The following is a 21,131-nucleotide window of genomic DNA, read 5'->3' on the forward strand; positions in this document are numbered from 1 at the left end:
GCACGGACCCGACCGCGCGTACCCTTTTGTTCGATGCGGCCCAATCCCCGGTAGATGAAGACGATCAAGGACAGCGTCCACGACTACATCGAGGTCGAGGACGTCGCCCGCGATCTGCTCGATACTGCGCCCGTCCAGCGACTTCGCCACGTCAAACAGCTGGGCACGGTGACGCTGGTTTATCCCTCGGCCAACCACACCCGCTTTGAGCACTCGCTGGGAGTCTATCACCTGGCTAGTCGTGCGCTCTCCCAGCTCGGAATCGAGGGCCAGCAGGCCGAACGAGTCCGGGCGGCCGCGCTGTTGCACGACGTGGGCCACGGTCCCTACAGCCACAACATCGAGGAGCTGATCCACCGCCACACCGGGAAATACCACGACGAGGTCGGCGACCTGCTCGGGTCGGGTGCAGTCGCCCGGGTTCTGACCGAGCACGGACTCAATCCCGACCGGGTCGCGGCACTCGTCGCCGGCGAGGGCGAACTCGGGCAACTCGTTTCGGGCGAACTCGACGTCGACCGGATGGACTACCTCGCGCGAGACGCCCACCACACCGGCGTCCCCTACGGGACGATCGACCACGGTCGGCTCGTCCGGGAGCTGCGATTCGTCGACGGCGACCTCGTGCTGGCGGAGGGCAACGTCCAGACCGCCGAGAGCCTGTTGCTCGCCCGCGCATTGATGAATCCAGTCGTCTACTCCCATCACGTCGCCAGGATCGCCAAGGGGATGCTCCGGCGCGGGACCGAACGCCTGCTCGCCGAGACGGACGTCACGCCCGAGCGACTCCGGCGGATGGACGACAAGGACCTGCTGGTCGCGTTGCGATCGAACGACGCCACCGCGGGCTACGGCGAGCGGCTGAGCTACCGCGACCTGTTCAAGCGCGCGGTCTGGGCGGAGATGGACGCCGTCCCCGAGGATCTGATCGCCGCCGACCACGACGAGATCCGCCGGCTAGAGGACGATATCGCCGCGAAAGCGGATGTCGATCCCGAGCACGTGGTCCTCGACGTGCCCGACGAACCCGAGATGAAAGAGACCTCCAGTCGGGTGATCGTTGGCGGGGAGGTCCGCCGGCTCGAAGACCAGTCGACGCTGGTACAGGCACTGCAGGCCGCCCAGCGCGACCAGTGGCGGCTCGGCGTGTACGCGCCCGCTGACGTACAGAACCGCGTCGGCGACGCCGCCGTCCGGGTGCTGGGGCTGGACGTCGCGGAGACGCTGGTCAGTGACGTTCGGCCGGGGATCCACGCGACGCTCGACGAATTTCAGTAGGGTTCAAACGTCACGACCCTCAACGGCTGGGCATGGAGATCGAAGGGACGGTTCTGACGGGCCGGGAGTTCGAGCCGATCGAGGGCCGAGTCGTGATCGAGGACGGCGAGATCGCGGCCGTCGAGGAGACATCGACCGATAGCGACGCGATCGTGCTGCCGGCCTTTGTCAACGCTCACACGCACATCGGCGATTCCATCGCCAAAGAGGCTGGAGCGGGCCTTTTGCTTGACGAACTCGTCGCGCCCCCGGACGGGCTGAAACACCGACTCCTGCGGGAAGCTTCACGCGAGGAGACCGTCTCGGCCATGCGGCGTTCGCTGCAGTTCATGGAACAGTCGGGCACGGGCGCGTTCGTCGAGTTCCGAGAGGGCGGCGTCGAGGGCGTCGAGATGCTCGAAGACGCGCTTGAGGGGCTCGCAATCGAGAGCGTCGTCCTCGGCCGCGAAACCGTCGATGCGATGCACGCGAGCGACGGGTTCGGCGCGAGCGGCGCTCGCGACGCGGATTTCGACGCCGAGCGAAACGCGACCCGGCGGGCCGACAAGCTGTTCGGGATCCACGCCGGCGAACGCGACAGCGCCGACATCAACCCCGCGCTGGATCTCGACCCGGACTTTCTCGTGCACATGGTCCATCCCGAGCCGCTGCACTACCAGCGACTCGACGACGAGGCGACGCCGGTCGTCGTCTGTCCGCGCTCGAACCTCGTGACTGGTGTCGGCGTCCCGCCGATCCGCGAACTCCTCGATCGGACGACCGTCGCACTGGGGACCGACAACGTCTTTCTGAACAGCCCGTCGATGTTCCGCGAGATGGAGTTCGCGAACAAGCTAGCCGATGTCTCCGCCCGCGACGTACTCGGAATGGCGACCTGGGCCGGTGCCGACATCGTCGGACTGGACGCGGGTGAAATCGCTGAGGGCAAAGATGCCCGCCTGCTCGTACTCGACGGGGACTCGGATAACCTCACCGGCGCACAGGATATCGTCCGGGCGGTCGTCCGGCGGGCGGGTGTCGACGACGTGCGCGAGGTCGTACTGGGTTGAGAGACGCACACAGGGTCGGCGCGTGACGGGCAGCTTTTAATCTCTGGGGGAGTAGCGCCGACATGGACCGCCTCAGGCAGTCGATGCTCGACGCCCCGATCATCGAAAAGGACGGCTACCACTACTTCGTCCATCCGATCAGCGACGGCGTCCCGATGCTCGAACCGGAACTGCTGCGCGAGATCGTCATCAGGATCATCCGCAAGGCAGAACTGGAAGACGTCGACAAGATCGTCACGCCGGCCGCGATGGGGATTCACATCTCGACCGCGCTCTCGCTGATGACCGATATCCCCCTGGTCGTCATCCGCAAGCGCCAGTACGGGCTGGAGGGCGAGGTCTCGCTCCAGCAGGCCACCGGCTACTCCGAGAACGAGATGTACGTCAACGACGTCTACGAGGGCGACAAGGTGCTCGTGCTCGACGACGTGCTCTCGACCGGCGGGACGCTCGTCGGCATCACCGGCGCGCTCGAAGAGATCGGTGCCGAAATCGTCGACATCGTCGCCGTGATCAAGAAGGTCGGCGGCGCGAACAAGGTCGACGACACCGACTACGAGGTCAAGACGCTGATCAACGTCGACGTCGTCGACGGCGAGGTCGTCGTCGAGGACTCCCACGGCGACGGATAGAGACCGACAGAACGATGATTCTCTCGGATGCGCCTCGCCGAGGAATGCCGTCTACGTCCAGGGAACCGACCGGTCCTGGATCTCGCCGGCGAGTTCGGTTCCGATAGTCTCCGCGACGTCCTCGGCGTTCGCGAGCGCCCACATGAGCTTGACCTTCGCCGTTCCGGGCAGCATATCCTCGCCTTCGATCACGCCGGCTTCGAGCAGGTCACGGCCCGTATCGTAGACGCGGTCGCAGACCCGACCTTCCAGACACTGGCTGGTCATGACGACGTGCGTGCCGTCGCTGATGAGGTCGTCGACGTACTCGATCCAGTCCGTGTTGACGTGGCCGAGCCCGGTCCCCTCCAGGACGATCCCGGCCTTGTCGTCGTAGGCCTCGAGTACGGCCGGGTCGGTCCCGGGCGTGAACTTCACGAGCTCGACCTCGGTTTCGAGATCGACGGCCAGTGCGAGATCCGCCTCGCCACGTTCGCGGTAGTCCTGCCGGAACGAGACTTCCCGATCCTCGTAGACGACTTCGCCGAGCGGTTCCGCGCCGACGGTCTCGAAGGCGTCCCGGCGTGAGGTGTGGTTCTTGCGGGCACGCGTGCCGCGATGGAGCGCACAGGTCTCGTCGGATCCGTCCGCGTGCATGCAGATCATGACCTCTGCGGCGTCGCTTTTCGCCGCCTCGACCGCACAGACGGCGTTCATCACGTTGTCCGAGGACGGGCGGTCGGCCGAACGCTGGCTGCCGGTGAAGACGACCGGCACCGGCGTCTCCAGCATGAACGCCATCGCGCTGGCGGAGAACTGCATCGTGTCGGTGCCGTGCATGACGACGACGCCGTCCGCACCCGCCTGGATCTCCTCGTGGATGGCCTCGGCCAGGTCCTGCCAGACGTCGGGCGTCATGTTCTCCGAGAGGATGTTCGCGACGACCCGCCCGCGGTAGTTGGCCAGTCCCGCGAGCTCGGGCACGGCACGGAGCACGTCCTCGGCGTCGAACTGTGCGGTCACCGCGCCAGTCCGGTAATCGACCGTCGAGGCGATCGTGCCACCGGTCGAGATCAGCGAGATCGTCGGGAGATCCTCGTCGAAGGTAATCTCGGATTCGCTTTCCTCGGCCTGTGCGCCCTCGATGTCGTAGACGTCCTCCTCGCGAACGTCGACGTCGGCGGCCTCGCGATCGATCCCGACGTTGTAGCCGCTGTCGAGCTTGATCACGAGATGGTCGTCGGTCGAAGACGGTAGCAACACCCCGTCGTAAGACTGCTCGCCGCGGTCGACGTGAACCCGGTCGCCTGGTTGCATGGCTCTGGCTACCGTTCGCGCGGACTTGAAACCATCTTTTGGCGACGAACGCGTGGAACACGCTGGAGAGCAAATTCCTATCAACTTGGCCTGCCTACCGGGTGGTATGGCCGAGCGCACCGACCAGTTGAGCCGCGAGGACGACGCCGGCGAGGTCGACCTCGACGCCATCATGGACGACCAGCCGGACGTCACGGACGAGGACGTCGCCGACGACACCAGCGACGGGTTCCGGAGCCGCATCGGACGCCGGCTCGGAAAGCTCTTCTCGATCAGGACGTTCGGGATCGCGCTCGTGTTGACGATCACGCTGGCGTTCGTCGCCGGCGCGATCGTGCCGTTCATCCCCGACAACGTCACCGGCCTGCTCGGGGTCTTTCTGGCCGGTATGACGATCGGCGTCGGATCGAGCGACCGGCGGTATCTCGAAGTCGGTGCGGCGGCACTGATGGCCGGTGCGCTGACGGTCCTCCTCAGTAACTTCACGATCGCGGTGTTCGGACCGGGCGTCCCGCTCGTGGCTATCGGTGCCGGTTCCAGCGGCGTCGCCGGCCTCGTCGGACACTACGTCGGCCGTGACCTCAGAGCGGGCCTGACGCGCGAGATCGAGTAGTACCGCGCCGCACGGGTCCGCTATGTCTCGGCCAGCGTCCACCGGTCGCCGTCACGCTCGACGGCACCCTGTGCTTCGAGCACTCGCAGCACGTCCAGCACCAGCCCCGGCGGCGCGTCGACCTGCCGGCTCAGTCGGCGCGGGGTCGCCGCTCCGTCGGTCAGCGCGAGCAGGATCTCGACGATCAGTCGATCGTCGCCCCCGTCGATCCGATCGCCGAGTTCTTCCATGACCTCTGTCAGTCGGCCCTGGACCCACCGCTGGGCGAGTGACAGCTCGTTTCGCAACCGCTCGAGTTCACGGAGATCCGTCACGAGCCCGCTCAGGCCTCCTCCGTCGTTCGGCTCGACATCGACCGACAGGTGCTGGCAGGAATCGAGATCTAGCCCCGAACTGGCCGGATACGCGCTCTTGGCCCCGTACTCGTACGGTGAGACAGCGACCTCCAGCCGGAAGCCCCTGGAAATGTAAAAGTACTTGCGGCGCTGGTCGTCGACACGACTCTCGATCAGCCCGGCCGATTCGAGCTTTCGCAGGTGGTCGATGACCGCCTTCGGACTGACTCCGATGTACTCGCTGATCTCCGTCACGTAGCAGGGCTTGCGCGCGAGTAGTCGGAGGATACGCCGCCGGTTCGCGTTCCCCAGAAGATCGAGCAGTTCGGCGGAGTCCATTCACCTGATGTAATCATTTCCTATATAAAAGTCTTTCTGTAATCCGGATCCCGGAGACAACCGCCGTGACCGATTCATACGGATCGCTGTAAGTCCTTTCCGCATCGACCACCCAATGGCGGTCGGAGCGGTAGATCGGTACAGCAATCCGTATCAGTTGTTCGGTCGTTCAGATGGCTGTTCCGCAGAAGGGGATGAACTATCGGGCTGGCCCGTTGATGGCTCTTCGGAAGTGTCATTGCCTACTTTGGGAGAGTCAGCGTCCGAATCAGCTGTTTCATTCGTGTTGTCGGATCGTTCCTCAGATGGCCCTTGCGTTCTATCGCTGCCCTGATCGGGTGCCTGGCCGGTCGACGGACCTTGTGTTTTGTTGTCAGCTTGGCCGGGCGTATCGTCAGTGGGCCCCCCTCGTGTGTCGTTCTCGTTCTGACCTGGAGACTGGTTAGCTGGTGGACCTTGTGTTTTGTTATCAGCTTGGCCGGGCGTATCGTCGGTGGGGGGTCCCCGCGTGTCGCCATCACTCTGGCCGGGCGGGCCCTCTCCGGGTGGGCCACGGTTCTCAGGCGGGCCCACCGTGGTGAGGTTCCGGGCTATCCTCGCGACTTCCTGTCCGTGGAGCTTCGAGGCGTTCTCCCGGAGTCGGTCGAGTTGCGTCGTGTTCACTCCCGATGCATTTGCGACTGTCCGGGTGCGTTCGATTGTCGCGTTGAGCGCGTCGACCCGCGCGTTCAGGGACGCGATCTGTCTCGCTTCGCCGGGGTCGCTGAGATCCACGTCCCCGGACGCGTTGTGTTTCTCCAGTTCCCGCTCGAGCGCCTGGAGCCGGTTCTGCAGTGCGTTCGCCCGCCGCTCGACCATCTCGGTCCTGTTCATGCCGGTTGCGTTGAACCGCGCGATCCACATGCCGGTCTCGATGCTGCTGTCGGCTGCGGTCGACGACGATTCCATGAACGCGCTGATCTGACTGCCCATCGTCTCGTTCGTCTCAGCACCCGATAACGGCTCGAACGGGTTCGCCTCCCGGTCGGCGCGTTCGTCGACGGGTGACATCGCGAGTGTCGGGGTTACCACTCCCGCAACCGCCAGCAAGACGACGATCGCGACGGTCCAGCGCGGTGTCATCACGACAGTTATTCGTCTGGATCACGTAAAAACCCGAACTTTCGTTCGCACTGTTCAATCACCCGTCTTGAGCGTTGATATCTGTTTAGAGCGTTCATACGGCCATCTGAGACCCTCATAATGGTAGTCACGACATTTCGAGGGTTTGGAACTGGCGTGGTGAATTTCCCGGCGCTCCCGCAGTCGGCAGTTCCGTACTTCTGGCTGTACCATTTTGAAAGAATTCGGCATCCTGAGTGGCGAATATCTGAACGAACGTACAGCCGGAAGTATCAGAAGAACTGGAACAGATCGTCCCGGCCGGCCTCGTGGAGGTGATGTCTGACGGCCTCAGTGAGTGCGTCGATGTTGCCGCGCTTGGCGCTGATCGGGGCGATCGTCTCCTGCCACTGTTTCCAGGGTGGATACAGTCCCAGCCGATCACAGAGATCGTTCAGTCGCTGCTCGCGGTCGTCGACCTTGTCCATCTTGTTGACCGCGACGACCGGTGGGATACCGACGTCCCGCAGGAAATGGAACATTTCGACGTCGTGGGGGATCTCCTCGTCGCCGGAGTGGCGGTCGATGATGTCGATCACGCTTTTGCCGTCGACGACGAGGATTCCGACGAGGATTTTCTCGGCGTTGTCCTCGACGTACCGAACCACGTCGGTCTTGATCTGCTCGCGAACGTCTTCGGGGACGCCCTTCATGAAACCGAAGCCGGGCAGGTCAGTGATCACGAAATCTTCGCTGGCCCAGTCGTAGTGGTTGGGCTTGCGAGTGACGCCTGGCCGCTGGCCGGTGTCGAACGTGTGGCCGGTCAACTCGCGCATCAGCGTGGACTTGCCGACGTTGGATCGGCCGACGAGGACGACCTCTGTGTCTCTGTCCGGCCGCGTCTCGAACATACAGGTGGTAGCGCTCCGACGCCGAAAAGCCTGTCTGGTTCGTCGCGACAGTCGGACGCGCGGTGTCTGGAGCCGTCACAGGCACCTCGGAGCAAAAGACGGGTTCGGCATGACGAGAGCGCCACCTTCACCACCGGATCTCGTATTGAACAGCACTTCTTCTGGTCTCGGTGGTCAGTACTCGGGTCGCTGGCCGCGGATGATCTCACCGAGGTGTTGCTGCTCGTCGGCGAGCAGTTCGGTTATGTCGTCGGCGGTAATGATCCCGACGAGGGTGTCTCCCTCACTGACGGGGAGCCGGCGAACCCCGTGCTCAGCCATGAGAGTGGCCGCCTCATAGAAGCCAGCGTCGGGCTCGGCAGTGTAGAGATCGTCAGTCATCACGTCCTCGGCAGCCTGCTCGGTCGGGTCGGCCGCTTCTTTCAGGACGCGAACGGCCAGATCTCGATCCGTGACGATCCCGATGGGCGTCTCATCGTTCGTGATCACGATGCTCCCCACGTTCTCCTCGTCCATGGTCGCTGCGAGGTCGGTGACCGGTGTTTCGGGCCCGGCTGTGACGACATCGCTTCGAGCGAGGTCTTCGATTGGCATGTGGACTCACCCCGTGTGAATATCGAGCATGAATAGAATAATAGATTATGTTGATTGTCACTGGGCGGGAGTTCGGGGTTCCAGCGTCGCTATTTCTCTCGTCTCCGTCACCCCATCGCGTCCGTGAGCACCCTGACCTGCTGATCGTCGAAAGCGGTGTAGTAGAGTCGGATTTCGTAGACCTCGCCGTCGAGGTAGTCGCCGTCGAACTCCACGTCTTTTCCGACGTTCAGTTCGCCCATGCTGCTGTCACCCTCGTACTCGCCGGAACTCGCTCGCGCGCCGTCGACGTAGAGGGTGTGGCCGGTTCCGTTGAAGGTGCCGACGAGCGTCTGGCGGGTACCCGATTGCTCGCCACCGCCGAAGATCTGCTCGTCCTGCGTGCCACCGGCCTGATCGACGCTGAAGACGGGGACGTATTCGTCGTTCCCCTCGCATCTGTTGTCCGGAACCTGGCTGTTGTCACACGGCTTCAGTTCCAGCAGCCAGTTGTCCTGGTTGCTCTTGTGTTCGACGAGTTCCTGTTTCGCGCTCCCGTCGTTCGTTCGATAGGTGACCGCGACGGTGAACTCCTCGACGCGGTCGACAGGCGTGTTGAACTGATCGACTTCGACGTAGTCGCCGCTCCCGTCGAACGCGAGCGAACTGTCCAGCCAGTCGGGGTCGCCGTGCAGGCCGCCGTCGTTGCCGTTCCCCGACCGGTCGAACAGCGTGTTGCCGCTTCCGGCCTCGAACGTGTAGTCGGCGATGAAGTCCCCGATCTCATCGCGGTCGTCGATCTCTCTGTCGACGAGAACCGATTTCTCGCCGTCCTGCGAAACGACTGTGATCCGATCGCCGGGTGCCGTCGGGACGATTACCGACTTGCCGGCGTCGCCCGCCGCAACGGTGGCGACTGTCCGATCGTTCAGTTGGACGGTCACGTCGGTTCCGATCGCCGTCGCCGTCATCTGCAGGCCGACCGGTGTCTGTTCGTACTCGAAGGACGCCTCGGCGCTCGGTGCACCGGTTCCTTCGAGAAACGAAAACGAGAGCGTCACGAGGACGATCCCGATCACGATCACGACGGCGACCAGCAGGACGTTGCCGACGACCGGCGTGGCCCCCCGATCGGTACTATCGATCCCCATCGCTCGCCAGTTTCGTCTGCTAACATGATAAAGACCGGCGTCGCGAACAGCTCTCACCTGTCGGGCACCCGATCGCTGGAGAGCAATCGACCACCGGTTATTTGCCCGTTCGAGTAGATACGACAGGCGTGCGACTCCTGCAGGTGACCATCCCGACGGGAAAGCGGCGGGCCATCGAGCGGGCACTTGAAGACGAAGGTGTCGACTACGTGTTGACCGACGAGACGAGCAATCGAGGATACACGGCCGTCGCCTACGTGCCGCTGCCCACGAACGCCGTCGAACCGGTGCTCGAACAGCTGCGCAACGCCGGACTCGACGATCAGGCTTACACCGTCATTGTCGACGCCAACACCGTCATTTCTCGGCGGTTCGAGACCCTGCAGGAGGAATACGCCGAGGAGAAAGACGAAGAGCGGATCGCACGCCAGGAGCTCACCTCGAAAGCCAAAGAACTCGCACCGAGCACGAGCAACTACGTCGTCCTCACGGTGGTTAGTGCGGTCATCGCCACTGCAGGACTCCTGCTTGACTCGCCGGCGGTCATCGTCGGGTCGATGGTGATCGCACCGCTGATCGGGCCGGCGATGGCCGCCAGCGTCGGCACCGTCGTGGACGACTCCGAACTCTTCCGTCGGGGCGTCATCTTGCAGTTCGCTGGACTCGGTCTGGCGGTGGCTAGCGCTGCCGTCTTCGCCTGGATGGCCCGAACGGCGCACCTGGTTCCTCCCGGGATCGAGATCGCTGACGTGCCGGCGATCCGCGAACGGTTGCTCCCTGACTTCCTCTCGCTGGCGGTCGCGATCGGTGCGGGGATCGCGGGCGTGATCAGCCTCTCGGCGGGCGTCTCGACGGCGCTCGTGGGTGTCATGATCGCCGTCGCGCTCATCCCGCCGGCGGCGACGGTCGGCATCGGAATCGCCTGGGGCGATCCGTGGATAAGCCTCCCTGCCGCAGTGCTGACGCTGGTGAACGTCCTCTCGATCAACTTCGTCGCGCTGGCCGTGTTGTGGTATCGCGGGTATCGTCCCAGCGAGTGGTTCGACCAGGCCGACGCCCGACGGACGACCATCCGCCGTGTCGCGGTGCTGGTCGCTGGGGTCGCCGTCCTCTCGGTGTTCCTGGGTGGGATCACCTACGATTCCTACCAGCGGGCGACGACTGAGGACGCGATCCAGGCGGACGTCGAGAGCGTGCTCGAACAGCGTCCGACTGCGACGCTGCTCGACGTCCACGTAGAGCGAACAGAAGACGCGATCTTTCGGGACGCCCAGCGCGTCGTCGTCACGGTCGGCGTCCCGCCCGGGGAGACCGAACCCAGTCTCGCGACGACGCTCGACGAGCGTCTCGATCGCAGGGTCGGCCACGATATCGAAACGGAAGTCCGGTACGTTGGCGTCGAATCAGTCCCGTAGCCACGCGGACGTGCGACGGGCAGATCAGGCGTCGAAGGGCAGATCAGGTGCCGAAGGGCAGATCAGGTGTCGAAGGGCAGATCAGGTGCCGAAGGGCAGATCAGGTGTCGAAGGGCAGTTCGGGTTCGTAGTCGACGGCGTCGATCGCGGCCCTGAGGACGGCGTCGACGTTCTCGTCTTCGGTGACGCTCATGTAGTAGTCTGCCTCCACGTCCCGGGAGCGATCGGACTTGTTGGCGATCGTCAGCACGGGTGCGTCGGTGAACCGTTCTCGGAGGGCGTCACGTAGTTCCAGTTGGACAGCGATGGGGTAGCCACACTCGCCGCTGGCGTCGACGAGGACGAGCACGGCGTCGGCGAGGTGTTCGAGCGCGCTCACGGCCTGGGATTCGATCTCGTTGCGCTCTTCTGGCGGGCGATCGAGCAGCCCCGGCGTGTCCACGAGCTGGTAGCGGATGTGATCGTCTTCGAAGTGGCCGACGTGGATCTCCGTGGTCGTGAAGGGATAGGAGTTGATCTCGTTGCTGGCACGGGTGACCGCATTGACGAACGAGGACTTGCCGACGTTGGGATAGCCGGCGACGACAATCGTCGGCTCGTCCGGGCGGATGTCGGGCAGGTCCCGCAGCGCTTCGCGAGCGGCCGCAATCGCCAGCAGCGAGTCCTCGACCTGTTCGACGACGTCGGCCAGTCGGGCGAAGGCCTGCTTGCGGAGTTTGCGGGCGTGATCGATGTCGCTCGCATTGCGGAGCTTCGTGTGGTACTCCCCGCGGATGTCCGCGGCCTTTCGGGACGCCCAGGTCACGTCCGAGAGATGCTGGCGAAGCGCGTCGACGCCGCGGTCGTCCTCGCTGCCGATGGCGGTCTCACCGGTGATCACGGCGTCGGCGAGGTCGCGGTAGAACGGATCCAGGTCGTCGAAGTCCGGCCACTCGGTGACGACGTTTTCCAGGTTGTCCGAGCAGATGTTCGCGGCCGTCTGGAGCATCGACGACTGAGCATCGAAGCCGTCTTTGGCCCGGCCGGCGCGGGACGCCCGCGAGAAGGCCTTGTCTATGATCTCCGACGATCGCGGGGTCGTCGGGAGGTTCTCGAAGGGTTGGCTCATTGGGGTCTCGTAGACGACGGGGACGGAAAAGCGACCCCATTGCGGTCGAGAACGGGACGGACGGCCGCGGCCCGACCCTCACTCCAGCCGGACATTGTCCAGGATCCCGGCAGCACCGGTTTCCCAGATGATGTTCAGCCCGACGGCAACCAGGCCGGTTCCGTCGTGGTCGACGTCGTACTCGTAGGTCTTCCAGCCCTCGTGATCCCACAGCGACGGCTCGGTGACGAAATCGGTCTCGACGAGCCCGTCCTCGGGTACAGGCCCGGTGTACGTCGAGACTTCGAGGATCGTGTTGAACGAGTTCTGCTCGCTGTAGCCGTCGACCTTCAGCGTCGAGACGTCCGAGAGGTCGACTTCCTGCTGTACCCAGACCGTCCCGTCGTCGGCGCTCCCGTCGATGAAGATCCGGAGTGCCGACTCCCCGTCGGAGGCCTGCGACGTCACGACCTCGACGTCGGAGTCGACTTTCTCGTCTGAGTCACCGGGCTTCTCCGGGAGGTCCTTGCCGATTGTCCAGCCGTCGAGTCCGGACTCGAAACTCCCGTTGGCGAGGGTCATCGGTTCGCTCGGTGGTTCTGTCGTGGGTGGCTCGGTCGTGGGTGGTTCCGTAGTCGGCGGCTCTGTCGTGGGCGGTTCGGTCGTCGTCGGATCCGACCCCGGCGTGTCGGTCGGCTCGTCGGTCGTTTCGGGCGATGCGTCGCTGCCGGAACAGCCGGCCAGGATCGCAGCGGCCGAGGCCGTTCCAGCCAGGAAGTATCGTCGTTTCACGTCCGGATCGACGGCCGAGATCGTAAAAGCTGTCAGGAACGCTCAAATGGCCGTTTGACCGAGGCAGTCGCTGGCGCGGTTACGGTACCAGTTGTTCGCCGTCGTCGTCATAGACGGTGATGGCGTCGACTGGACAGGTCCGGGCGGCGAACTTCGCGTCGAGTTCGGCGTCTTCGGGCACCTCACGAACGAATACGCCCTCGCCGTCTTCCTCGCTGTCGGCCAGGACGGCCTTGCCGGCGTCCTCGTCGCGCTCGAAGGCGCCCCACTCCTCGACGCACTGGAACATCCCGATGCAGGTGTCGTAATCGTACTCGATGCGCATACACTCGCTTCGGTCCCGGGGATCAAAGCGCTGGCGACAGTACGACAGTTTAAACCCGACGACGACCCAATCACGTCCCAATGGACGTTGCGGACATCCCGGCGGTCCCGGAGTGGCTCCCCAACCACCTTCGGGACGCAGGTATCGAGTCGCTGTATCCGCCCCAGGCCGAGGCCGTCGAGGCCGGCGTCACCGAGGGCGAGAACCTGGTGGCGTCGATCCCGACCGCCAGCGGCAAGACGCTCATCGCGGAACTGGCGATGCTCGCCAGCGTCGCCCGCGGCGGGAAGGCCCTCTATATCGTCCCGCTGCGGGCGCTGGCCAGCGAGAAGCACGCCGAGTTCGAGCAGTTCGAACAGTACGGGCTGGACGTCGGCGTCTCGACCGGCAACTACGAGTCCGAGGGCGGCTGGCTCGCCGGCAAGGACGTCATCGTCGCGACCAGCGAGAAGGTCGACTCACTGGTGCGAAACGGTGCACCCTGGCTCGACGATCTGACCTGTGTCGTCGCCGACGAGGTCCACCTGGTCGACGACGGCGAGCGCGGCCCAACCCTGGAGGTGACGCTGGCGAAGCTCCGTCGGATCACCGCCGACCTCCAGACGGTCGCGCTGTCGGCGACGATCGGCAACGCCGGGGAACTGGCCGATTGGCTCGACGCCGAACTGCTCGACTCGGAGTGGCGACCGATCGACCTCAAGAAGGGCGTCCACTACGGCCAGGCGCTCCACCTCGAGGACGGCAGCCAGCAGGAGCTCAGGGTACGTGACGGCGAGAAACAGACGGCTGCCATCGTCCGGGATACCCTCGAACCCGACCGCGACGAGGACGGGGCCGTCCGCGAGGAGGGCGGCTCCTCACTGGTGTTCGTCAACTCCCGGCGCAACGCCGAGGCGGCGGCCGGTCGGCTCGCTGGCGTCGTCTCGGAGTATCTCGGCCCCGAGGAGCGCGAGGCACTTGCCGACGTAGCCGAGGAGATCAGAGACGTCAGCGACACCGAGACCAGTGACGACCTGGCCGACGCGGTCGCGGACGGCGCGGCCTTTCACCACGCGGGCCTCTCGCGGGGCCACCGCGAGCTCGTCGAGGAGGCGTTTCGCGATCGGTTGATCAAGGTCGTCAGCGCGACGCCGACGCTGGCGGCGGGCGTCAACACGCCTTCGAGACGAGTGATCGTCCGGGACTGGCGGCGCTACGACGGGACTGCCGGCGGCATGCAACCGCTGTCGGTACTGGAGGTCCATCAGATGATGGGTCGGGCCGGCCGCCCCGGGCGGGATCCGTACGGCGAGGCGGTGCTGATCGCCAAAAGTCACGACGAACTCGACGAACTCTTCGAGCGCTACGTCTGGGCCGATCCCGAGCCCGTCCGGTCGAAGCTGGCCGCGGAGCCGGCACTCCGGACGCACATTCTCGCGACCGTCGCGTCCGGGTTTGCCAGTACGCGCGAGGGGTTGCTGGAGTTTCTGGAGGCGACGCTGTACGCGACTCAGACCGACGAACGCGGTCGCCTGGAAGGCGTGACCGACGACGTGATCGCGTATCTCGAACGGAACGGCTTCCTCGAGCGCGGGGACGGAGGACTCACGGCGACGAACCTCGGCCACACCGTCTCGCGGCTGTATCTCGATCCGATGAGTGCCGCCGAGATCATCGACGGGCTGGAGGACGCCGACGACCGGCCCACGGTGCTCGGCCTCTACCAGCTCGTCGCCCGCACGCCGGACATGTACGAACTGTACCTCCGGTCGGGCGAGGACGAGGAGTACACGATGCTGGCTTACGAGCGCGAGTCGGAGTTCCTGGGGTCGATGCCAAGCGAGTTCGAGGACAACCGCTTCGAGGACTGGCTCTCGGCGCTGAAGACCGCGCGGCTACTCGAAGACTGGGCCAGCGAACTCGACGAGGACGAGATCACTGACCGGTACGGGATCGGGCCGGGCGACATCCGCGGCAAGGTCGAAGCCGCCTCGTGGCTGCTCGGGGCCGCCGAGTCGCTAGCGGGGGAACTCGGGCTGGAGTGGACGCCCGCGATCCGTGAAGCGCGCACCCGCGTCGAGGACGGCGTCCGAGAGGAGTTGCTCGATCTGGTGAGCATCCGTGGCGTCGGGCGCAAGCGCGCCCGTCGGCTCTACGAGGCCGGGATCGAAGACAGGGCGGCGTTGCGTGAGGCCGAGAAGTCGGTCGTGCTGGCCGCGCTCCGGGGACGTCGTTCGACGACCGAGACGATCCTCGAGAACGTCGGCCATCGCGACCCCTCGATGGACGGCGTCGAACCGGACGCGGACGCCGCGCCCGAGTCGGTCGGATCCGGATCGGCCGACGCCGGCTCGGGCCCAGCTGATTCTGCTTCGGACGATCAGGCGAGTCTGGGTGATTTCTGATGGAGGTGATCGAGGCGACTGTCACTGTCGCAGATCTGGACGGGTTCGTCGCGCAACTGCGCGAGATCGCCGACGAACACAGCGTGGCCGTCCAGGCGCTGGACGCCCGCTACGTCGTCGACCGCGAGCACCTCCAGCGGGCGGTCGAGTTGGCCGATCAGGCCTTCGAGCGCGACGACAACATCGCGGACGACCGGTCGGTCGAGATCCTGCTGTACGCTGCCGGAAAGCGCCAGATCAATCGCGCGCTCGAACTCGGCGTCGAGCCGGGCGGCTGTCCGGCGGTGATCGTCGTTCACGATCCAGACGGGAGCGTGGACTGCGAACGGGCGGCTGTCGAGGCCGTGCGATCGCTTCCGGCGGTCGAGCCGGCCGACACGCTCGGTGACTACGACGAGCGACGGGTCCGAGACTGGTTCGAGGTCACCGACGCCGAACTCGAGACGGGCGCGGCGCTTCCGGCGCTGGTTCGCGAGCGCGTCGCCCTGCTCGTCGTCGAGAAGTAATGCGGTCGATCTACTCGGAACGCCGGCTCCAGCTCGTTTTCGGGGTCACGATGATGGGGGTCATGGGCGTCTCCCTCATCTCGCCGATCTTTCCGGCGGTCGTCGAGCACTTCGAGATCTCCGAACGCCAGGTCGGATTGCTCGTCACCGCCTACACGCTCCCGGGGATCTTCGTCGCGCTCGGCATCGGCGTCCTGGCCGATCGTTTCGGCCGGAAAGTCGTGCTGGTTCCCTTGCTCGTGCTGTTCGGAGTTGCCGGTACTGCCGGTGCGTTCGCGCCCGACTTCCGGACGCTCGTTGCTCTCCGCGTCTTCCAGGGCGTCGGGGGCGCAGGGCTCGTCACGCTGTCGATCACGCTCATCGGGGATTTCTACGACGGGCCGCAGCGCGGCGCAGCGATGGGAGTCAACGCGAGCGTGTTGAGCGTCGCGACGGCGGTGTATCCTTTCCTCGGCGGGGTCGTCGGCACCCTCGGCTGGTATGCGCCGTTTCTCCTCTTCGGAATCGCCGTTCCGATCGCGTTCTTGGCCCTGTTCGTGCTCGACGAACCGACGCCGGAGACGCCGGTCACGCTCCGTGAATACGCCGATCGGGTCGCCACGATCGCCGCTTCCCGGGAGACGATTCTCGGTGCGTTCGCGGCGTTTCTCGCGTTCACACTACTCTATGGCGGGGTTATCACCTACCTGCCGGTACTTCTGGAGCAGCGTTTCGGGTCGTCGTCGCTCGTCATCGGGGGAGTGCAATCCTCGATGTCAGTCGTCGTGGCCATCGTCGCCAGTCAGACCGGAGTACTGGTGAAGCGGTTCTCCGAGCGCTCGCTGTTCACCGTCGGATTCTTCGGCTACGGTTCCGGTCTTCTCGCGATCCCACTCGCGCCGGATCCGGCGTGGTTTCTCGTCCCGATGGCTCTGTTCGGTCTCGGGCACGGCCTGGTCGTCCCCACTGTCCAGACGTTCATGACTACACTCGCTCCCGATCAGTTCCGGGCGGCCACGATGAGTCTGTACAACATCGCGCTCCGACTCGGACAGACGCTCGGACCCGTCAGCTTCGGCGTCGTCTACGTCTTCGGTCTCGACAGCATGTTCTTCGCGAGTGGAATCGTCGCGATAGCGGGATTTTTCGTCCTGGCAGCGGGCTTTCGCTTCCGACCGTCCGATATCCCTCGACGTGATTCCGCACCGTGATGGCTGGGTGGTCCCCCGCCCCGACGCGACCGTCAGCTCTCGGCGGCTACCTCGACCGCTACTTCGTTCCGTCGCAGAAACGGTGGCGTCCACGGGTCGTTGTATCGAAGGAGGGTGGGCTCGCCGAGTGGTTCAATCCCGTCGCTCTCGAGCGCCGCAAGCAGTGTTCGCGACTGGCGCTCGACCTGCCACTCCGGCGCGTACCACGAAAACCGGGTTACTGCGATCGTCTGTTCCGGTTCGACGACGAGTTCGACGCCGGGATCCGTCGGCTCGGGTGCCGTGTCGGGATCGTACTCGGCGGGCAGATAGAACGCCATTCGTACCGCGTCAGCCTCGCTCTCGGCCGTCTCCGACCGAACCGGTGCAGTCATCGAAATCGACGTCCCGCCCTGCGTTTCGACCGGAGCGGTCATCGAAATCGACTCGTCGCCGTCGTTGGCTCCCGAGATATACCGGAAGAGCCGTCGAAAGGCTGTCCGCTGGTCGTCCGCCGTCGTCTCGACGAGGACGGTCCGGGGATAACGCCTGAGTTCGACGTCTCCGATCTGTCGGACCCGCTCGTACGGCACCGATTTCACCGACCGAGTCGAGTAGATCCCCCACCCGATCCACCCGACGAGGAGCGCGCTGGCACCGACGAGCACTGCCTTCGTGATCCGTTCCATACCAGACCTTCGCGGCCCAGCGATATCAACAGACTGCCCGTACGGAACCGTCAGTCGCCGTGGACGCCGTCGACCGGGGCGGGCTCCTGGCTGTCTTCGACGTGAGACTGCACGATCGGGAAGACGACGTAACAGCCGTAGGCGATAGTGGCGCCGACGATCAGGTCGCTCACCCAGTGGATGCCGAGATAGAGCGTCGAGAGCGCGATGAGGCTGGTGGCACTCCAGCTGAGGAATTCGTAGCCCCGCGGGGCGTGTAGCGACGCCGTCGCAGCCAGTGCGAGGTGTAGACTCGGCATCGCTTTCTGAAGCGTATCGATGCTCGTCACGAGCGAACTGACGATGCCGCTCCCCTCGTAGAGCAACGGTTCGACACCCTCGACGGTGTAGCCGGTGACGCCGACGGGCGCGAAATAGAACAACGGTGTCGCTGCCAGGACGACAGCGGTGTACGTGAACGCATAGTCGACGTGTCGTTTCCCCCGCTCGCGCTTGAGGCCGACGTACGTCAGCCCCAACAGCAACGGATAGAGCCCGACGTAGATCAGGACGAAAAACGCCGTGAGGGCCGGGTTCGAAACCGGCTGGAACAGCGAGACGAGGCCGCCCTCGAGCCCGTGAACCACCGACGTCTGGAGTGCATGCGGCGTCACCTTCGACGCCATGCTTGCGATGCCGGACGCGAGAAGTGGAGGGACGACGTACCGTGCGTCGCGCGGACCTATCGATATGTTCATCTACAGTGTCCCTACCAGCCACGTCTGGCAGAATTGTAAATAATCTTTCGGTTTCGGCAGTCGGGATCCATCGCTGACCGGATACACATCTGATGACCCCCTCACAATTCACAGAGAGTATCTGTGGGTGGTGCTCGCCAACACGATCGGTGACGCGCATCCGATCCACCTGCATCTGGTGGACTTCGACATTGTGAAGCGGGAAGGGTTCGACGCGACTGGCTTCACAGCCGCCCGCGAAGCGGAGGAGGACCCGATGGTGAGCGACTACCTGACCGGGGTGACGTACCCGATCCCGGCCAACGAGGTCGGGCCCAAGGACACAGTAAGCGTGTATCCAGACGAAGCAGTGACGATCCGTCCGTCCTTCGAGGATTACACCGGATACTACGTCTGGCACTGCCACATCCTGGTGCACGAAGACCAGGAGATGATGCTGCCTTACGTCATCGAGTAGGGCTCGTTCGTCACCGTTCGACGCTTTTCTGGACCGGTGGCGCTTCGTCTTTCTTTTCCGGCCTACCCACTGGACCGATCTCAGTATCCCGAGCGAATCCCTCTTCATACTGCCTGCTGTACGTTCGTACAGATATTCGCCACCCCGGGGTGGCGAACCATTCTGAAATGTTACAGCCGGCAGTATCGGGCAGCGCCCGTTCGCCGCACTGCCGCGTGTACACACGGCTCGCTGCTAGTATTATATTCTCAAACGACGTATACGTACCATGGCTACAGAAATACAGTCTCCTGACGCTCACCAGTCGCTCGTCGCAACTGTCACGACCGAAACGGTCCCGGGTCATGAAATCGTGGAAGTTCTCGGAATCGCCCGAGGCAACACGGTCAAAGCACGAAACGTGGGTCGAGACATCACCCAGGGTATCAGGAACCTTGCCGGTGGAGAACTCAAAGCGTACTCGACGCTGCTCTCTCAGGCCCGCGACGAGGCGATCGCGCGAATGGAAGCTGACGCAGTCGAGATGGGCGGCGATGCCGTCGTCAACGTCCGAATGGAAACGTCCGAAATCACCAAGGGTGCATCCGAAGTGATCGCTTACGGGACTGCTGTCCGCCTCGAGTAGTCTATTCACTTCTTTTGCACACTCCTTATAACGATAGTCTGACATATCGGGCCAGGCGTGCAAGATACACAGGGCGCCGGTCAGAAGGAGGTCATCTAGGTCATCGGATCGGGAATCATTGCAGGCAAACCGATCGGGCGACTGGCGGCTACGGTTCGAACGACGCTCCGATCACCGCAGCAATCGCCTGGAGGTCGGCCTTCCGGAACGTGGAGTCGTCTGCCGTCTCCGGTGACTCCGCGATGTCAACCTGCGCCCGAATCAGTCGGCGCATCCGCGTTGTCGACGGCCGCCCCGCCTCGTCGACATCGACCTCAAGCACCTCACAAATCGCCTGCAGTTCCTCCTTCGTGAACGACGCCTCGACCTCCCGTTCGAAGCGACCTGTTGCCGCTCGAATCGCGTTCCGGACCTCGTGAACAGTAGGGCTCATCGTTCTTCACTCTCCTGTTGGCGCCTTCACGGTTCCGACTCGGTAGCGATGAACTGCTCAGCGGCTTCGAGGTGGAGCCTCCGGCCTCATGCAGGGCTTCCGACAGCCCAGTCGGAAGCACAAACGGGTCGGACGGAGAGGAATCCGACACCACCATCGACCAAACCCTGGGTGTCCAACGCAGTCGCAAAGCGATGGACAGATGTCGTATAGACTTTTATGTATGCGAACCTACCGCGAGTATGGAAGACACAGTCGTTGTGACCGGTGCGCTCGGCGGTGCGGGCAGCTGGATCGTTGATGATCTCCGAAACGATTACGATGTAGTCGCGATGGATCAGACACTTCCGGAGTCAACCGATATAGCTGGGGTCGATTTCCAGGCAGTTGATCTGACTGATCAGGGAACAACGTTCGAGACAATCCTCGATGCGGACCCGACCACCGTCGTTCATTTTGGAAACATTCCACACGAAGAGAATCACGCGGGTGGCGACGTCTACGAGAACAACGTATTGAGTACCTATCACACACTTGAGGCCGCTGGACGCACCGGCGCCGACGTCGTCTGGGCATCCAGTGAGACTGTGTACGGAACCCACTGGCCAGAGCCGGAACTCCCGGAGTCCCTTCCCGTAACCGAAACCCATCCGGTCAAGCCGTGGAACGGATATGAAACTTCAAAACTCGCCGGTGAAGCAGCCGCTGAACGGGTTACGAATGCGTTCGATGTTTCGGCTGTTTCGATCCGTTCGTCCTGGATTCAGTATCCCGGCCGCTATGAAATCACCTCTGTCCGAGAGCAGTTCGATTTCGAGAGCGCAGACAGGTTCGGCAACCTCTGGTCGTACATCGACATCCGGGATATTGTTTCACTTGTAAGAAAGGCGATCGATCAAACGATCACTGGCCACGAGGTTGTCAACGCGTTCGGCCCGGACAATTTCCTCGGTGTCGAAACGACTGAAGCGATCAAGGCTGGTTTCGGATACCTTCCCGACAACTGCGATCTGTCGGGAGACGAATCCGCGTACTCGACTCTCAAGGCGAAATCGCTTCTCGGGTGGGAACCCGCTCACTCCTGGAAAGGTGCCGAAGACGAATCGCCTCGATATCCGGACTTCGCCCGTCCTTTCTAGAGCGGGACTCCATGAGAATCCCGTTGCAAAGCTTGAAGTATCAACTGCCTCGGAGTCAAGCCCCGTGGCATCCGCCTCGAAATTCTGTGAACCTA

General features: G+C 63.9%; 23 protein-coding genes. 11 read left to right on the plus strand and 12 right to left on the minus strand.

Features of this window, described 5'->3' with window-relative positions:
* The first annotated feature begins 54 nt into the window (after positions 1-54).
* The 3 genes from OB916_RS13840 (at position 55) to hpt (ending at position 2,959) form a co-directional block, all read left to right on the plus strand.
* Positions 55-1,278, plus strand: coding sequence for an HD domain-containing protein (locus OB916_RS13840; protein WP_315909884.1), 1,224 nt, complete (start codon positions 55-57; stop codon positions 1,276-1,278).
* A 32-nt stretch (positions 1,279-1,310) separates the two neighbouring features.
* Positions 1,311-2,327 carry an amidohydrolase family protein gene (locus OB916_RS13845; RefSeq protein WP_315909885.1) on the plus strand — a complete coding sequence of 339 codons (1,017 nt, stop codon included), beginning with the start codon at positions 1,311-1,313 and terminating at the stop codon, positions 2,325-2,327.
* 62 nt (positions 2,328-2,389) lie between these two features.
* A complete protein-coding gene (hpt, locus tag OB916_RS13850) occupies positions 2,390-2,959 on the plus strand; it encodes a hypoxanthine/guanine phosphoribosyltransferase (protein ID WP_315909886.1) in 570 nt (189 codons plus the stop codon).
* A gap of 51 nt (positions 2,960-3,010) precedes the next feature.
* On the opposite strand, the gene gatD is transcribed toward hpt, so the two are convergent.
* Positions 3,011-4,255, minus strand: coding sequence for a Glu-tRNA(Gln) amidotransferase subunit GatD (gatD, locus tag OB916_RS13855; RefSeq protein WP_315909887.1), 1,245 nt, complete (start codon positions 4,253-4,255; stop codon positions 3,011-3,013).
* Positions 4,256-4,361: 106 nt separating this feature from the next.
* On the opposite strand from gatD, the gene OB916_RS13860 reads away from it, so the two are divergent.
* On the plus strand, positions 4,362-4,868 hold the full coding sequence (locus OB916_RS13860; RefSeq protein WP_315909888.1) for a hypothetical protein: 507 nt from the start codon (positions 4,362-4,364) through the stop codon (positions 4,866-4,868).
* Positions 4,869-4,888: 20 nt separating this feature from the next.
* Here OB916_RS13860 and OB916_RS13865 read toward each other — a convergent pair whose 3' ends face one another.
* The 5 genes from OB916_RS13865 to OB916_RS13885 form a co-directional block, all read right to left on the minus strand.
* Entirely contained in the window at positions 4,889-5,542 is a 654-nt protein-coding gene (locus OB916_RS13865; protein WP_315909889.1) for an ArsR family transcriptional regulator, read from the minus strand.
* Between the two features lie 153 nt (positions 5,543-5,695).
* A complete protein-coding gene (locus OB916_RS13870) occupies positions 5,696-6,664 on the minus strand; it encodes a hypothetical protein (protein WP_315909890.1) in 969 nt (322 codons plus the stop codon).
* A gap of 272 nt (positions 6,665-6,936) precedes the next feature.
* Positions 6,937-7,554, minus strand: coding sequence for a GTP-binding protein EngB (engB, locus tag OB916_RS13875; protein ID WP_315909891.1), 618 nt, complete (start codon positions 7,552-7,554; stop codon positions 6,937-6,939).
* Positions 7,555-7,728: 174 nt separating this feature from the next.
* On the minus strand, positions 7,729-8,148 hold the full coding sequence (locus OB916_RS13880) for a CBS domain-containing protein (RefSeq protein ID WP_315909892.1): 420 nt from the start codon (positions 8,146-8,148) through the stop codon (positions 7,729-7,731).
* Between the two features lie 107 nt (positions 8,149-8,255).
* Complete coding sequence (locus OB916_RS13885; RefSeq protein WP_315909893.1) at positions 8,256-9,278, minus strand: LamG-like jellyroll fold domain-containing protein; 1,023 nt, start codon at positions 9,276-9,278, stop codon at positions 8,256-8,258.
* A gap of 128 nt (positions 9,279-9,406) precedes the next feature.
* Between OB916_RS13885 and OB916_RS13890 the strand changes: the two genes are divergently transcribed.
* On the plus strand, positions 9,407-10,693 hold the full coding sequence (locus OB916_RS13890) for a TIGR00341 family protein (RefSeq protein WP_315909894.1): 1,287 nt from the start codon (positions 9,407-9,409) through the stop codon (positions 10,691-10,693).
* A gap of 100 nt (positions 10,694-10,793) precedes the next feature.
* Here OB916_RS13890 and OB916_RS13895 read toward each other — a convergent pair whose 3' ends face one another.
* From OB916_RS13895 to OB916_RS13905, 3 genes are all read right to left on the minus strand, one after another.
* The gene (locus tag OB916_RS13895; protein WP_315909895.1) at positions 10,794-11,801 is read right to left on the minus strand and encodes an NOG1 family protein; all 1,008 of its coding nucleotides are present in this window, start codon (positions 11,799-11,801) and stop codon (positions 10,794-10,796) included.
* Between the two features lie 78 nt (positions 11,802-11,879).
* Positions 11,880-12,572, minus strand: a complete 693-nt coding sequence (locus tag OB916_RS13900) for a hypothetical protein (protein WP_315909896.1) — start codon at positions 12,570-12,572, stop codon at positions 11,880-11,882.
* A 79-nt stretch (positions 12,573-12,651) separates the two neighbouring features.
* Positions 12,652-12,897 (minus strand): ferredoxin, encoded by a 246-nt coding sequence (locus tag OB916_RS13905; protein WP_315909897.1) that lies wholly within the window; start codon positions 12,895-12,897, stop codon positions 12,652-12,654.
* Between the two features lie 80 nt (positions 12,898-12,977).
* Here OB916_RS13905 and OB916_RS13910 point away from each other — a divergent pair, with 80 nt between their 5' ends.
* The 3 genes from OB916_RS13910 to OB916_RS13920 are packed head-to-tail and all read left to right on the plus strand — an operon-like array spanning position 12,978 to position 16,977.
* The gene (locus OB916_RS13910) at positions 12,978-15,281 is read left to right on the plus strand and encodes an ATP-dependent DNA helicase (protein WP_315909898.1); all 2,304 of its coding nucleotides are present in this window, start codon (positions 12,978-12,980) and stop codon (positions 15,279-15,281) included.
* Positions 15,281-15,787: a KEOPS complex subunit Cgi121 gene (gene cgi121, locus OB916_RS13915; RefSeq protein ID WP_315909899.1), complete on the plus strand. Its 507-nt coding sequence runs from the start codon at positions 15,281-15,283 to the stop codon at positions 15,785-15,787. The genes OB916_RS13910 and cgi121 overlap by 1 nt, the downstream gene beginning before the upstream one ends.
* Positions 15,787-16,977: an MFS transporter gene (locus OB916_RS13920; protein WP_315909900.1), complete on the plus strand. Its 1,191-nt coding sequence runs from the start codon at positions 15,787-15,789 to the stop codon at positions 16,975-16,977. The genes cgi121 and OB916_RS13920 overlap by 1 nt, the downstream gene beginning before the upstream one ends.
* 32 nt (positions 16,978-17,009) lie before the next feature.
* Here the strand turns inward: OB916_RS13920 and OB916_RS13925 are convergent, their stop codons facing one another.
* Both OB916_RS13925 and OB916_RS13930 read right to left on the minus strand, forming a co-directional pair.
* Entirely contained in the window at positions 17,010-17,645 is a 636-nt protein-coding gene (locus OB916_RS13925) for an SOUL family heme-binding protein (protein ID WP_315909901.1), read from the minus strand.
* Between the two features lie 50 nt (positions 17,646-17,695).
* A complete protein-coding gene (locus OB916_RS13930; RefSeq protein WP_315909902.1) occupies positions 17,696-18,382 on the minus strand; it encodes a phosphatase PAP2 family protein in 687 nt (228 codons plus the stop codon).
* Between the two features lie 121 nt (positions 18,383-18,503).
* On the opposite strand from OB916_RS13930, the gene OB916_RS13935 reads away from it, so the two are divergent.
* Both OB916_RS13935 and OB916_RS13940 read left to right on the plus strand, forming a co-directional pair.
* Positions 18,504-18,839, plus strand: a complete 336-nt coding sequence (locus tag OB916_RS13935) for a multicopper oxidase domain-containing protein (protein ID WP_315909913.1) — start codon at positions 18,504-18,506, stop codon at positions 18,837-18,839.
* 268 nt (positions 18,840-19,107) lie between these two features.
* On the plus strand, positions 19,108-19,464 hold the full coding sequence (locus tag OB916_RS13940) for a YbjQ family protein (protein WP_315909903.1): 357 nt from the start codon (positions 19,108-19,110) through the stop codon (positions 19,462-19,464).
* A gap of 148 nt (positions 19,465-19,612) precedes the next feature.
* On the opposite strand, the gene OB916_RS13945 is transcribed toward OB916_RS13940, so the two are convergent.
* The gene (locus OB916_RS13945; protein ID WP_315909904.1) at positions 19,613-19,897 is read right to left on the minus strand and encodes a hypothetical protein; all 285 of its coding nucleotides are present in this window, start codon (positions 19,895-19,897) and stop codon (positions 19,613-19,615) included.
* 194 nt (positions 19,898-20,091) lie between these two features.
* On the opposite strand from OB916_RS13945, the gene OB916_RS13950 reads away from it, so the two are divergent.
* A complete protein-coding gene (locus tag OB916_RS13950) occupies positions 20,092-21,036 on the plus strand; it encodes an NAD-dependent epimerase/dehydratase family protein (protein ID WP_315909905.1) in 945 nt (314 codons plus the stop codon).
* Positions 21,037-21,131: the final 95 nt, after the last annotated feature.

This window comes from Halapricum hydrolyticum, assembly GCF_025517535.1.
Classification (GTDB): Archaea; Halobacteriota; Halobacteria; order Halobacteriales; family Haloarculaceae; genus Halapricum; species Halapricum hydrolyticum.